15 protein-coding genes are annotated in these 12,385 nt (G+C 64.2%); 4 read left to right on the forward strand and 11 right to left on the reverse strand.

All coding sequences use genetic code 11. From position 1 onward, the window contains the following. Positions 1 to 71: 71 nt before the first annotated feature. The 4 genes from U5768_RS29360 to U5768_RS29375 form a co-directional block, all read right to left on the reverse strand. A complete protein-coding gene (locus U5768_RS29360) occupies positions 72 to 1,085 on the reverse strand; it encodes an NAD(P)-dependent alcohol dehydrogenase (RefSeq protein WP_322033820.1) in 1,014 nt (337 codons plus the stop codon). Continuing rightward, positions 1,082 to 1,276, reverse strand: a complete 195-nt coding sequence (locus U5768_RS29365; protein WP_322033821.1) for a hypothetical protein — start codon at positions 1,274 to 1,276, stop codon at positions 1,082 to 1,084. The genes U5768_RS29360 and U5768_RS29365 overlap by 4 nt, the downstream gene beginning before the upstream one ends. 91 nt (positions 1,277 to 1,367) lie before the next feature. Then, a complete protein-coding gene (locus U5768_RS29370) occupies positions 1,368 to 1,763 on the reverse strand; it encodes a hypothetical protein (RefSeq protein ID WP_322033822.1) in 396 nt (131 codons plus the stop codon). Positions 1,764 to 1,978: 215 nt separating this feature from the next. Further along, positions 1,979 to 2,227 (reverse strand): hypothetical protein, encoded by a 249-nt coding sequence (locus tag U5768_RS29375; RefSeq protein WP_322033823.1) that lies wholly within the window; start codon positions 2,225 to 2,227, stop codon positions 1,979 to 1,981. A gap of 187 nt (positions 2,228 to 2,414) precedes the next feature. On the opposite strand from U5768_RS29375, the gene U5768_RS29380 reads away from it, so the two are divergent. Beyond that, entirely contained in the window at positions 2,415 to 2,855 is a 441-nt protein-coding gene (locus U5768_RS29380; protein WP_322033824.1) for a DUF2231 domain-containing protein, read from the forward strand. Next, the gene (locus U5768_RS29385) at positions 2,848 to 4,191 is read left to right on the forward strand and encodes a sorbosone dehydrogenase family protein (protein ID WP_322033825.1); all 1,344 of its coding nucleotides are present in this window, start codon (positions 2,848 to 2,850) and stop codon (positions 4,189 to 4,191) included. Before U5768_RS29380 ends, U5768_RS29385 begins: the two co-directional genes overlap by 8 nt. Positions 4,192 to 4,268: 77 nt before the next feature. On the opposite strand, the gene U5768_RS29390 is transcribed toward U5768_RS29385, so the two are convergent. Both U5768_RS29390 and U5768_RS29395 read right to left on the reverse strand, forming a co-directional pair. Further along, positions 4,269 to 4,505 (reverse strand): hypothetical protein, encoded by a 237-nt coding sequence (locus U5768_RS29390; protein ID WP_322033840.1) that lies wholly within the window; start codon positions 4,503 to 4,505, stop codon positions 4,269 to 4,271. Between the two features lie 29 nt (positions 4,506 to 4,534). Further along, positions 4,535 to 5,113: a hypothetical protein gene (locus U5768_RS29395; RefSeq protein WP_322033826.1), complete on the reverse strand. Its 579-nt coding sequence runs from the start codon at positions 5,111 to 5,113 to the stop codon at positions 4,535 to 4,537. Positions 5,114 to 5,332: 219 nt separating this feature from the next. On the opposite strand from U5768_RS29395, the gene U5768_RS29400 reads away from it, so the two are divergent. Further along, on the forward strand, positions 5,333 to 5,713 hold the full coding sequence (locus U5768_RS29400) for a DUF3022 domain-containing protein (RefSeq protein ID WP_322033827.1): 381 nt from the start codon (positions 5,333 to 5,335) through the stop codon (positions 5,711 to 5,713). A gap of 13 nt (positions 5,714 to 5,726) precedes the next feature. Here U5768_RS29400 and U5768_RS29405 read toward each other — a convergent pair whose 3' ends face one another. The 3 genes from U5768_RS29405 to U5768_RS29415 all read right to left on the reverse strand — a co-directional run bounded on the left by U5768_RS29405 (position 5,727) and on the right by U5768_RS29415 (position 9,644). Further along, on the reverse strand, positions 5,727 to 7,049 hold the full coding sequence (locus U5768_RS29405; protein WP_322033828.1) for an MFS transporter: 1,323 nt from the start codon (positions 7,047 to 7,049) through the stop codon (positions 5,727 to 5,729). Between the two features lie 144 nt (positions 7,050 to 7,193). Then, positions 7,194 to 8,735 (reverse strand): bifunctional 3-(3-hydroxy-phenyl)propionate/3-hydroxycinnamic acid hydroxylase, encoded by a 1,542-nt coding sequence (locus tag U5768_RS29410; RefSeq protein ID WP_322033829.1) that lies wholly within the window; start codon positions 8,733 to 8,735, stop codon positions 7,194 to 7,196. Between the two features lie 57 nt (positions 8,736 to 8,792). Beyond that, positions 8,793 to 9,644, reverse strand: coding sequence for a fumarylacetoacetate hydrolase family protein (locus tag U5768_RS29415; protein WP_322033830.1), 852 nt, complete (start codon positions 9,642 to 9,644; stop codon positions 8,793 to 8,795). Positions 9,645 to 9,789: 145 nt separating this feature from the next. Here U5768_RS29415 and U5768_RS29420 point away from each other — a divergent pair, with 145 nt between their 5' ends. Continuing rightward, on the forward strand, positions 9,790 to 10,380 hold the full coding sequence (locus U5768_RS29420) for a VOC family protein (protein ID WP_322033831.1): 591 nt from the start codon (positions 9,790 to 9,792) through the stop codon (positions 10,378 to 10,380). Positions 10,381 to 10,395: 15 nt separating this feature from the next. Here U5768_RS29420 and U5768_RS29425 read toward each other — a convergent pair whose 3' ends face one another. Next, positions 10,396 to 11,151 (reverse strand): IclR family transcriptional regulator, encoded by a 756-nt coding sequence (locus U5768_RS29425; RefSeq protein ID WP_322033832.1) that lies wholly within the window; start codon positions 11,149 to 11,151, stop codon positions 10,396 to 10,398. Positions 11,152 to 11,392: 241 nt separating this feature from the next. Continuing rightward, positions 11,393 to 12,136, reverse strand: a complete 744-nt coding sequence (gene phbB / locus U5768_RS29430) for an acetoacetyl-CoA reductase (RefSeq protein ID WP_322033833.1) — start codon at positions 12,134 to 12,136, stop codon at positions 11,393 to 11,395. Positions 12,137 to 12,385 lie beyond the last annotated feature (249 nt).

Genomic DNA, 12,385 nt, shown 5'->3' on the forward strand with positions numbered 1-12,385 from the left:
GGGCACACCGCTTTCATGGCGACTCCTGAATTTCGAGCGTTACAACGTTGCGCTGTCGTGGGGCATTCGATTCACCACGCCGCGCAGATCTTGCCGAAATGCGCCCCAGCCTGCTGATGAGCAAACGCATCGGCAAGCTCATCTAATCCGAACGTGCGGTCGAGCACGGGACGAATGCCCGCCTGGTCGAGCGCCGCGACGTAGTCCCGTTGCTGGCGCCCGCTACCCACGATCAAGCCTTGCAGGCGCGCCTGCTTCGCCATAAGCACCGAGGTCGGCACAGTGCCTTCGCGTCCGGTCAGCACGCCGATCAACGCGATGTGGCCGCCCACGCGTACCGCGTCGATCGACTGGGCGAGCGTGCCCGGGCCGCCCACTTCGATCACGTGATCCGCGCCTCTGCCACCCGTCATGTCGCGCACGAGCGCACCCCACTTTTCGTGCTGCCGGTAGTTGACCACGTGGTCGGCGCCCAGCGCTTTCGCACGCGCGAGCTTCTCGTCCGACGATGACGTCACGATGACCGAAGCGCCCATCATCCGCGCGATCTGCAACGCCGCGATCGACACGCCGCCCGTGCCGAGCGTGAGCACGGTGTCGCCAGCCTTGAGGCCGCCGTCGGCCACCAGCGCGCGCCATGCGGTGAGACCCGCCGTTGTTATCGTAGCCGCCTCTGCGTGGGTCCAGCCGCGCGGCGCGAGCGTGAACGCGCTCGCGGGCCGCACGGCGTGCAAGGTCGCGAAGCCGTCCGCGCCGTCGCCGGGCGTTTGCGCGAAGTTGCCCACTGCCTGCCACGGCAAGCCGTCCGCCCATTGCGGAAAGAAGCAAGACACCACGTGATCGCCGCGCTTGAACTCCGTCACGCCCGCGCCCACCGCCGACACGACTCCCGCGCCGTCCGACATCAACACGCGCCCGTCCGCCGTGGGAATGGCGCCATTGGCCACCAGCAGATCGTGGAAATTGAGCGACGTGGCATGCAATTCCACGCGGATCTCGCCCGCGCCAGGCGCCCCGGGCTCGTCGATGTCGCGCAATTCGATCCGGTCGAGCCCGCCCGGCGCGCGCACCACGGCGGCCTTCATTGCCGTGCTCCCTGCGCGTTGCGCGCAGCATCGATCAGCGGATTGGAGCGCATTTTCGTTGCCTGTTTCATAACGATAACGGGCTCGTCCCCACCGGACAAATACGCTTCGGGCCAGCAAAACTCGTTCATGTTCGTCACCTTTCGATGTTGTCGGTTTGGTGCGATGGACAGATGTTGACGCGTCTGCATGAGAGTTTCGGCGATCCGCTGTTCGCGCGCTCGCAACGTGGCATCGCGCCGATCCGGCCCCACTGACCCATCGGCGCGCGTGAAGAGGAAATCAGCAGGACAGGTTGCCGTGGGCCGTGCAGAACGCGGCGGGCGCACCCGCGATTAGCGGAAGCGGTGTAACGGGCTGTGGAGGCGGCGGCGGAATTTTCACGGCGCCGCACCATGAGTTGGCGCTGCGCACGGCATTCGGCAGGCAGGGCGCGAAGCGCTCGCGCCGGTCCTCGGCGGCCTGCTGGCTGCGCTCCCGCGCTTCGAGGGCAGGCCGTAGTTCTCTATCCAGCCAGCATGCAAACGCGACGACGCACCCAGCCGCGACGGTCGACAGCATCAGCCGCACCTTATGCTCGCGAAGCCCGATGAGTACGACGCGCATGCAGCCTGTGATGGGCGCATCGCGCCCGGCGGCGGCCCGCATCGCCGCTCCTTCGATGATTCTCGTTGCCACTGTTTATTCGTCTTGCTCTTGTGATTGCACTTCGCGCCCGTATCGAGGCATACGGGTTAACGGCAAGCTGGAGCAATTCGAAAGGGGCAAGACGAAAATATTCGAGGAACTCACTCTCTCCCTGCGCTATGGATTTTGCGCCCAGAAGATAGTGGCCCCGCCGGAGCAATTCGAATGACGCTACGTACCACGCCCGCCGGGCGATCCCGGCCTGACTATTGCCCCGACGGCCCCGACGCAGGCCCTGCCGAAGCCGCAGCCGCGGCGCTCGCAAGCGCCCCGGGCGTCGCGGCCGGACGCGCGGCCAGCGCCTCGCGCACTGTGTCCACCTGACTCCCCGATGCCACGACGGAACCATGCGCGGCGTTCATGCTGTCGTTGCCAGCCTCGTGCGCTTTCTCACATCCCGTGACGCCGACACCCGGCGTAATCGCTAGCAGCAACAAATAAGTGATCCGTTTCATGAGAACTTCCTCGCATCGGTTCCGATGCGTGCTGCGATATGTGCATTCTGGCGCGCAGTTCGCGTGCCCGCGCGTATGAGCCGTTGCGTAACTCGGTGGGTAACTCTTAGGTACGCAGGATGCGCCTCCACGCTCGAATTCCACGAAAGCGCATGCGTTCATTTCAATGCCGATCAGGATGCCGCCCATGACACTCGCCCCCACTTACCGATCGCGATTCGCCACGGCAATCTTCGATCTGCTCGATCCCATTCCCTATGGGTTCTTTGTCGGCGCATTAATCTTCGACATACTCTTCGCAATTACCCGCAATGTATTCTGGGGAAAAGGCGCGGCGTGGCTCGTCACAGCGGGACTTTTCTTCGCGATCATTCCGCGCCTCATTAATCTGTTTCATGTCTGGGGACCCTCGCGCTATCCCGTCACGCGTCTCGAGAAAATCGACTTCTGGCTGAATCTGCTCGGCATCGTGGCGGCGATCTTCAACGCATTCGTTCACAGTCGCGACGCCTACGGCATGGTTCCGCAGAACGTGATTCTCTCGATCGCCACGGTGGCGCTGCTCGGCATTGCGCATTTGCTGCGCGCAATCGACAAATTCGGATTCCGGGAGGTCGCTCATGAATAGCGTGCTAAAAACGGGCGTGCTCGCCGCGACAATTGCGTGCATGGCGGCGGCATGCGAGGACCGCGCGCAATACGATCCATCGCAGCAAGCGGGTTCGAATCCGCCCATGCCAGGCGCGCACGCCTTCCTCTCCCCACCCATGCAGGTGCCGAAATTCACGGGGTGGAGAAACGGCAATACGCCGAAAGTGGCTGCGGGATTGAAGATCGAAAAAATTGCCGCGGATCTCGTTCACCCCCGCCAGGTGTATGTCTTGCCCAACGGCGACATACTCGTGGCCGAATCGAATAGCCCGAATAAAGAAGCGGTGACGACGCCGAAGCAGTTGATCGCCGGTTTGATCACGGAGCGCTCGGGCAAAAAAGCAAAAGGCGCCAATCGCATCACGCTGCTGCGCAAGCGCAGCGACAGCAGCGGCCAATGGGACAAATACGACTTCATCGACAATCTGCATTCGCCGTTCGGCATGCAGTTGATCGGCGACACGCTCTATGTCGCGGATACCGACGCAATCATTAGCTTTCCGTATCAATCTGGCGAGACGCATATCGCGGGACCCGGCACAGAACTCACCGACCTGCCCGATACGATCAATCACCACTGGACCAAGGCGCTGCTGGCGAGTCCGGACGGCAAGAAACTGTTCGTAGGCGTGGGGTCGAACAGCAACGTGAGCGAGAACGGTCTTGAGGTCGAATACCGCCGCGCGAACGTGCTCGAAGTGGATATCGCAACCGGCGGTAGCCGCATTTACGCCGCGGGAATACGCAATCCAACCGGCCTGCAATGGGAACCGAAAACAGGAAAGCTATGGGCAGTCGCGAACGAACGCGACGAAATCGGCCCCGACCTCGTGCCCGACTATCTGACTTCCGTGCGGGAGGGCGCTTTCTATGGCTGGCCTTATAGCTACTACGGGCAGCATGTCGATCGCCGCGCGCAGCCGCAGCGCCCGGATCTCGTTGCGAAGGCAATTGCGCCTGATTTTGCAATCGGCTCTCACGTCGCGCCGCTGGGTCTTATATTCTATACCGGCACCAACCTGCCGCCGCAATATCGCGGCGGCGCCTTCATCGGCGAACACGGCAGTTGGGACCGTTCGCCGCTGAGCGGCTATATGGTTGCGTATGTCGCATTCGACAACGGCAGGCCCGTCGGCGCGCCGAAGCCCGTCGTCACCGGGTTTGCGTCCGACGATCAAAAGGAACTGTACGGCGCGCCAGTGGGCGTGGCGCAGGATCGCGACGGCGCTTTGGTCATCGCCGACGATGTCGGCAATACGGTATGGCGCGTGACGAGCGCGGGCGGCGCCCCGCAAGTCGCCGCCGGAAAATGATTGGCCAGCGCTTGCACTGCGGCTCAGAAACACGCGGATTGCGAACTGTCCCTCGTCGTCGCTCGGGATGACTTAACTCAGCCGCGCTCCTTGCGCGAATTACGGTTCACGTGAGCATCGTTTTCCGTACGTTCCTGGTAGGCGTCGCCGCCGCGGCGGTCGGTGTCCTGCTGGCCGCTTTCCACGTCGCTGTGTCCCTGACGGCCCACCGACCGCGGCTCGTGCGGATGACGCCGCGCGACCGGCTCACTGCCCTCGTGCTGCGGACGGCTGACGTTCGCGCCGTCGTCGTCCGGGCTTTCGTGATGTCTCATGACTATCTCCGAAGGTGTGCAAAGGGGGCTCATTCGCGCAGCGGCTCGACGCTGCGGGTCGGGTCGAAATCGGCCCAATGACCTTGCTGCCAGCGTCCGTCCGCGCGCTCGATCTCCATGCCGCCCGCCGCGCCCAGCACCTGCGCCGCCGTGTGCTGCGTGCCGGGGCTCACATGCACGGCCACCAGCACACCGGACTCGCGCTCCTTCGGCGTGCCGTCGGGCTCATGGCCGATGTCGGGCTGCCGGCCCTTGCCGCCGCCGCGCGTCTGCCATAGCGCGCCCGCGAGCGTCCCGACATACGCGCCCACGCCGGCCGCGACCGCCAGCACCACCAGCGAGCGGAACACCACGTACGAAATCAGCACGCCGAGCACGAGGCCGATCACCGCGCCCGCGGCCGCCCCCGTTGCCGCGCCGAAAGACGTCCCGCGCGCGGCCGGATCGACGAACTCGTCGCCGCCAACCGGAAACCGCGCGTGCTGGCCGCTGGGATTCACGAAGAACGACGCAACATCCTCATCGACGAAACCGTTCGTATGCAGCTTCTGGACGGCCGCTTCTGCTTCCTGAAGGGTCGTGAAGCGGCTCGCAACGATCATGGACATGGCTCTCTCCTTGCAGGCTTAGATGGTTGCCAATCGTAAGCGCAGGGCTCGTGCCACATCGCTCTGTTCGCCCGCGCCCGGCGGGATTGGCGCTTTCGCCCGCGGTGTGTTCGCGCGCGCATCAGGCGTGCCTGGCATGCCTAAGCAGGCCTGGAACGTCTGATGCGCGTAAAGCACCGCGAATATCCGGCAAATCTCCCATCGCGACAGGAGCATCCCATGAACATTTTCGATTTCGACCAGCGGGTAGAGGAAATCCAGCTTGCCGTCGCCGACATTTTCGAATCGCCCAAACGCCCGGCGGTGAGTCTCGTCGACGAGGGCGAGAGGGTCGTCATCCAGCTTTCGTGGGTCGTGGAATCGCACCGCGACACCACGCTCGACGCTCGCTGCGCTGCCACCCTACGTTTCTCTCGCGCGCAGCTCGACCGCTACGCGGCGATGGATACGGCACGGCGTCGCATAATCCAGGAGCGCATTCGCGAACGCGTGCGCGAGCGTTTCGACGCCCGGCAGACACCGCCCGCCGAGCCGGGAGCCTGCTCAATCGAAATCGACGTGGACGATTCGGAGTTCGAAACGCCCGAAGGCCTGCGTTGAGCGGCGCGAACGCCTAGCCTGCCGTGGCCGCGGAGCGCTCCACCCGCGAGCGCGAAGGAGCGTGCAGCCCGAGGTTTGCCGCGAGAGCGATGAGCGCCGAGCCGATCACATACCACGCGGGCGCGGCCGGCGATCCGCTCATACGCACGAGAGCCGCGCAGAGCAACGGCGCGAAGCCGCTGAACACGACCACCGAAACGTTGTACGCGAGCGCGATGCCGCTAAAGCGCACCTGCACCGGAAAGAGGTCGGCGAGCACCGAGGCCCATGTGCCGCTTGCAAGCGAAAACACCAGCGCGGCAAGCACGAAAAGTACAACCACGTTCACGCTATGCGCCGCGAGCGCCGTATAGAACGGCCAGGCAAGCGCGGCAAGCAGCACGCACGAAACGCGCAGCAGGTAACGGCGCGGCACGAAGTCGGCCGCCCAGGCCGCCGCCAGCAGTCCCGCCGAACTCACGAGCAAATACGCATTCTGGGCAAGCGCGGCCTCGCGCGGCGCGTAGTTCAACGTCTGAATCAGATACGCGGGCATATGGCCGTAAAGCACGCCGTTGAAACCCGCCATCACCGCAATCGAGAGCGCGCCGCCCACCACCGCGCCGCGATGATGGCGCAGCGTTTCGCGAAACGGCTGCTTCACCACCGCGCCTTGCATCTGCTTGAATTCGGGCGACTCGTCGAGATTGCGGCGCAGCAGGTACGAAACGATTCCGCACACACCGCCCACGAGGAAAGCGATGCGCCAGCCGTAGCTCGCGGCGTCGGCGGGCGTGAGCGCGGACTGTACGACGAGATTGACGATCGTCGCGAGCATCACGCCCGTATTGATCGCGCAGACGATTACGCCAGCCGCGAGGCCCGCGCGGCGGGGCGCGGCTTCCACCGCATAGGTGATCGCGCCGGGCATTTCACCGCCCACGCAAAAGCCTTGCAGCACGCGCAAGCCGATCAGCGCGAGGGGCGCAGCCATGCCCCAGTGCCCATAATCAGGCAACACGCCGATGCAGATCGTGGCGAGCGTCACGACGACGATCGAGCCCACGAATACGGGCCGCCGCCCGATCCGGTCGCCCAGACTGCTGAGCACGATACCGCCCAGCGGCCGGATGATATAGCCGATGGCGAGCACCGAAAACGTGAGCAGCATGCTCACGAGCGGGTTGCTCGCCGGGAAGAACTGCGCGGCGATCGAGTGCGCGAAAAAGCCGTAGATCACGAAGTCGTAAAACTCCAGCGAGCCGCCCAGGCTCGCAATCAGAATCATCTTCCATTGGGCGCGAGTCAGACCAGGCGCAGCCGCATGCGACGCTGGCAGGGAAGGTGTCGTCTCCATTTGCTCTCCTAATTGATGAACATGGCGGCGCTTGGGGTGCTGCTCACGGATCTTCGTCCTGCGCCTCGCTTCCAGAGCATCGGTCCTGGCGGCTGCGGTTCATTGCGCACCGCCCGGGCACCGGCTCGAATCGGTCAATTCTGGTCAGGCAGCCTCACGCCGCTGCGGCACGCGCGCAACGCCGGCGCGTTCGAGCAGCGCGTCCAGCTCGTCCGCATCGTGCGCCACGCCTCCAACGTAGCGGTCGGGCCGCATCAGCATGGCGCGCGCGCCGGTTTCCGCGAGCCAGGTTCGAAGCGGTGCGTGCGCAGCCGGCACGATCGCCACGCGCTCGCGTTGCGCCGCGCTCGTCAGTGCGTCTTGCGCGCGCTGCGCAAGCGCTTCGTCGACGATCAACGCGAAGCGGTAGCCCACGGCGTCGTCCAGACGCGTACCGTCTTCGAACACCGGTTGCCGCCCGATATCGCCGCCCGCCGCTCCCGCGTGCCAACCCGGCCCCAAACGCGGCGCAGGCGTGCGGAATTCGCGTATCGCCGCTGTCATCTCGCGGTCGCGCGCCGCCACGGCATCGCTGTCGGTCGCCTGAATCACGCTGCCCAACTGCACGGCCGTTTCAATGAACGTGCGCACGTGCGGCTCGCGCTCGCTCTCGTAGGTGTCGAGCAGCGTGTCGGGCAGCGCGCCTTCGATGACGTCGGCGAGCTTCCACGCGAGGTTCGATGCGTCGCGTATGCCCGCCGCCATGCCCTGCCCCATGAACGGCGGCGTCTGGTGCGCGGCGTCGCCCGCGATCAGCAGCCTGCCGCGCCGCCAGCCCTGCGCGATCACCGAATGGAACGTGTAGATCGCCGAGCGTTCGAGTTGCGCGTGTTCGGGCGTGATCCAGCGCGCGAGCCGTTCCCAGATCCATTCGGCCGTGCCTATGCGGCGCTCGTCGTCGCCCGGCATCACCATGATTTCCCAGCGGCGGCGGTTGTGCGGCCCGCGCGTGTACGTGATCGGCCGCGCGGGGTCGCAATACTGGATCGAGTAGTCGCCGAGATCGGCGCGCTCCCCGGCAAGCAGCACGTCCACCACCACCCATCGCTCGTGTGATTTCAGATCGGCCAGTTCCGTGCCGATGAAGCGGCGCGCCGTGGAGCGCGCGCCGTCGCAGCCCACCACGTAGCGCGCCGTGGTGTGGGCAAGGCGGCCTTGCGCCGTATCTTCGAAGCGGATGCGCACGTGGTCGTCGCGTTCGTCGAGCGCGAACACCTCGTGGCGCAAACGCACGTCGGCTTCGCCGCGCGCCGATAGTTGCGCGCGCAACGCTCTCTCGAGGTCCGGCTGATGAAACTTGTAGCTGGCGCACCAGCCTTGCGGGCCAACGCCGCCGGGCCGGCTCCAGTCGATCATCAGCTCGCCGCGCGCGTTCACGAACTTCATGCCGGGCCCGACGAAGAGATTGGGCAGCAGCGTCTGCGCAATCCCGGCGGTCTGAAACACACGCATGCACTCGCCGTCGAAGTGCACGGCGCGCGGCAACTGGAACACGTCCTTGTCGCGCTCGAACACCACGACCTTCAGGCCGCGCAGCGCGAGCAGATTGGCCAGCGTCGCGCCGGTCGGACCGAAGCCGATGATCGCGACGTCATGGTCGGGCGCCGGATTTGTTTTGCATACCGAATTGTTCACGACATCCTTCATCCCGTTCACCTGATACAGGGCTAACTGCGTGAAAAACTGCGTGGATAATCCCGCGCCTTATGCCTCGTCCGCGACGGTATTTCTGAGCGTGCCGATGCGGTCCACTTCGACTTCCACCTCGTCGCCGTGCTTCATGAACAGCGGCGGATTGCGTTTCGCCCCTACGCCGCCCGGCGTGCCGGTCACGATCACGTCGCCGGGGAAAAGCGGCGTGAAGGTAGAAAGATACGCAATCTGCTTCGCAATGCCGTGAATCAGCATCTCCGTGGTCGCGCGCTGCACTTCCTGGCCGTTCAGGCGCGTGACAAGCGTCATCACCGCGTTCGGCCCGATCTCGTCGCTCGTGACCATCCACGGGCCGAACGCGCCCGTGCGGTAGAAGTTCTTGCCCGGTCCCCATTGGCCCGTGTGGCGCTGCCAGTCGCGAACCGACCCGTCGTTGTAGCAGCTATAGCCCGCGATATGGCGCCACGCATCGGCCTCGGCAATGCGCCGCCCGCCTTCGCCGATGATGACGGCGATCTCGCCTTCGTAGTCGAATTGCGTGGACTCGCGCGGACGCAGCATGGGTTCGCCCGCACCCACCTGCGAAGCGGGCAGGCGCATGAAGATCACGGGCTGCTCGGTGGTCTCGCGGTTGGTTTCCTTCACATGCTCCGCGTAATTCAGGCCCACGCAAAAGATCTGCTGCGGATTCGCAATGACGGGTTCAAGCGTGACTTCGGCCAGCGAATAGTCGCCCTTGCCTTCGCTCGCGGCGCGTTCGGCTTCGGCGAACGCACCGGCCTCGATCAGCGACTTGAGGTCCGCATAGCGGCAGCCAAGGCGCTTCTTGAGGTCGAAAACCGCGCCGTCGCGCACAACGCCGAACGACGAACCTTCATGAGTGGAGAAGCTGGCGAGTTTCATGATGCTCCGATGATAAAGAGTGAATTTTCCCAAGGATCGACTGATCATTTCTTGGTGTGTTTATCGTATTTTGAGAATACACTACGAAAAACACGACGCACAACCTGATTTCTATCAGGGTTTATCACTAGCATTTGGAGACGACATGACTCTGCAGACCATCAAGCGTACCGGCCTCACACTCAGCCACATGGGCTTTTTCGTGACCGACATGGCCAAGGTCGAAGACTTCTACACGCGAGTGCTCGAATTCACGGTGACGGACCGCGGCACGCTGCCCACGCCGCGCGGCCCGGTCGGCCTGGTCTTTCTCAGCCGCGATCCCCGCGTGCATCACCAGATCGTGCTTGCGAGCGGCAGGCCGGAGCAATTGCCGTTCAATCCGATCAACCAGATTTCGCTGGAGGCGGACAGCCTCGCCACGCTCAAGCACTTTCACCGGCGCTTCGTGGAGGAAGGAATGGAGGAGATCGTGCCGGTCACGCATGGCAATGCGATCTCGTTCTATGCGCGCGACCCGGAGGGCAACCGGCTGGAGATCTTCATCGACACGCCGTGGTATGTGGATCAGCCCATGCGCGTGGGCGTTGACTTCACGCTGCCCGACGACGCGCTGCTGGCCGAAGTCGAGCGTCATGCGAGCACGTTGCCGGGCTTCCGGCCGCGCGCGGTGTGGGAAAGGGAAATGGCGGCGCGTATGGGTATCACTGCGGACATAACCGCGGGCGCCGCGTGACGCCGCAGCGGCGCGTTATGACTCGATCAACACGCGCACGCGCGTGGAAATGCGCGCGGCCGCTTCCTTCACGGCATCGACCACGCGGTCGAGGTTGAAGAACGCAAGACGCTGCTCGGGCACGACGAGCGCGAGCGAGGCCACGGCTTCGCCCGATGCATCGGTAAAGAGCGGCGAAGCGACGGCCGACATGCCCGCTTCGAGTTCGCCCTTCGAAAGATAAAAGCCCGCGCGGCGGATCTTGAGCAGACTCGCGCGGAATTCTTCGAGCGAGGCGCCGAGTCCGCTCGCGGCGATGTCCTCGGGGTACTGCTCGAACAACGCGGCGAGCTTCGCCTTGGGGAACGTGGAGAGAATCGCCTTGGGCGCCGCGCCGAGAAAAAGCGGACGCGGACGGCCGCGCCCATAGCGCAGGTCGAATACCGCGTCGTGCGACTCCCGGTGGGTATCGACGAGTTCGTTGCCGTACCAGCGCGACATCACGGCGTCGAAGCCCGACTGCGCCGCCAGTTCGCGCATGACCGGCTGCCCCGCCTTTAATAGCGGATCGGAAATGCGCAGATGGTAATCGAGCGTGATGATGCGCGGACCCAGGCCGTATTCGCCGCCCACGAAGCGCAGGAGCATGCCCGTATCGACGAGTTCACGCAGATAGCGGTAAGCGGTCGGCACCGAGCATTCCAGTTCGGCCGCCACCTGTTCGGCGGAAAGGAACGGCCGCGCCTCGGAAAAGAGTTCGAGGATGGACAGCAGTTTCGCAATGCTCGACAAAGGCCGGTCTCCGGTCACGCGTGGGTGGCCAATTATAGCGGCACGCCTGCCCGCGTTCGCGCCCCGCAAAGGCGGCCGCAGCATGCAAAACCGCCGCATTGCGGGGCGCGCGGGATGCGTGCCCTGCAATGCGGCGGTCGGTATCGATTACCGGAGCGACACATATTCCCGATGCGCCGCGCAATCGGCCACGCGAAATTCGCCTGACATCATTCATGCGCGGCACATCTTTAGCATAGCCTTACTGCATATGCTGGCCACCGTTAATAGGAATATTTGCGCCCGTCACAAAGCCCGCTTCGTCCGAACACAGGAAGAGCACGAGCGCCGCGACTTCACCCGGGTTGCCCAGGCGTCCCATCGGAATCTGCGGCAGGATTTTCGTATCGAGAATGTCCTGAGGAATGGCGGTCACCATCTTCGTGGCGAGATAGCCCGGCGAAATGGTGTTCACGGTCACGCCCTTGCGCGCCACTTCCAGCGCGAGCGACTTCGTGAAGCCGTGCATGCCGGCCTTCGCGGCCGCGTAGTTGGTCTGGCCGACCGAACCCTTCGAACCGTTCACCGAGGAAATGTTGATGATGCGGCCCCACGCACGCTCGACCATGCTGTCGCACAGCGGCTTGGAGATGTTGAAGATCGAGTCGAGGTTCGTGCGCAGCACGGCGTCCCAATTGACCTTGTCGAGCTTGCGAAACGTCATGTCGCGCGTGATGCCCGCGTTGTTCACGAGAATATCCACGGGGCCGATCTCGCTCTGGATCTTCTTCGCGCCGCGCTCGCACGAGTCGTAATCGGCGACGTCCATGCCATACGCGTGGAATTCGCGGTCGGTCTCCCTCATGCGCGCCAGCCAGTCCTTCGCGCCCGCGTTATCGGGCGAATGCGTCACGACGACGCGATAACCCGCGTCATGCAGTTTCACGCTGATGGCCTCGCCAAGGCCGCCCATACCACCTGTTACCAATGCAATACGATTAGTCATCCTGTGTATCCGCGAGAGTTGAGCGTCAAAAAAACCGTGGCGTTACGCATTACGCGTGCAGGCGCCACATACACTGTTGCCCCGCTTCGTCATTCCAGCCACGACGAAGACAAGGCGAATACCGCGCGGCTTCTGGTCAATTTGTAGTATTGCGCGTGGTTGCTGCTACTGGCGGGCCGCCGCTGCTTTTGGCGCGCGAGGAGCCGCTTGCTGCCGGATTGCTACCTCATTACTGCGTTGAACGCGAGA

This window comes from Paraburkholderia sp. J76 (genome assembly GCF_905220295.1).
Lineage (GTDB): Bacteria > Pseudomonadota > Gammaproteobacteria > Burkholderiales > Burkholderiaceae > Paraburkholderia.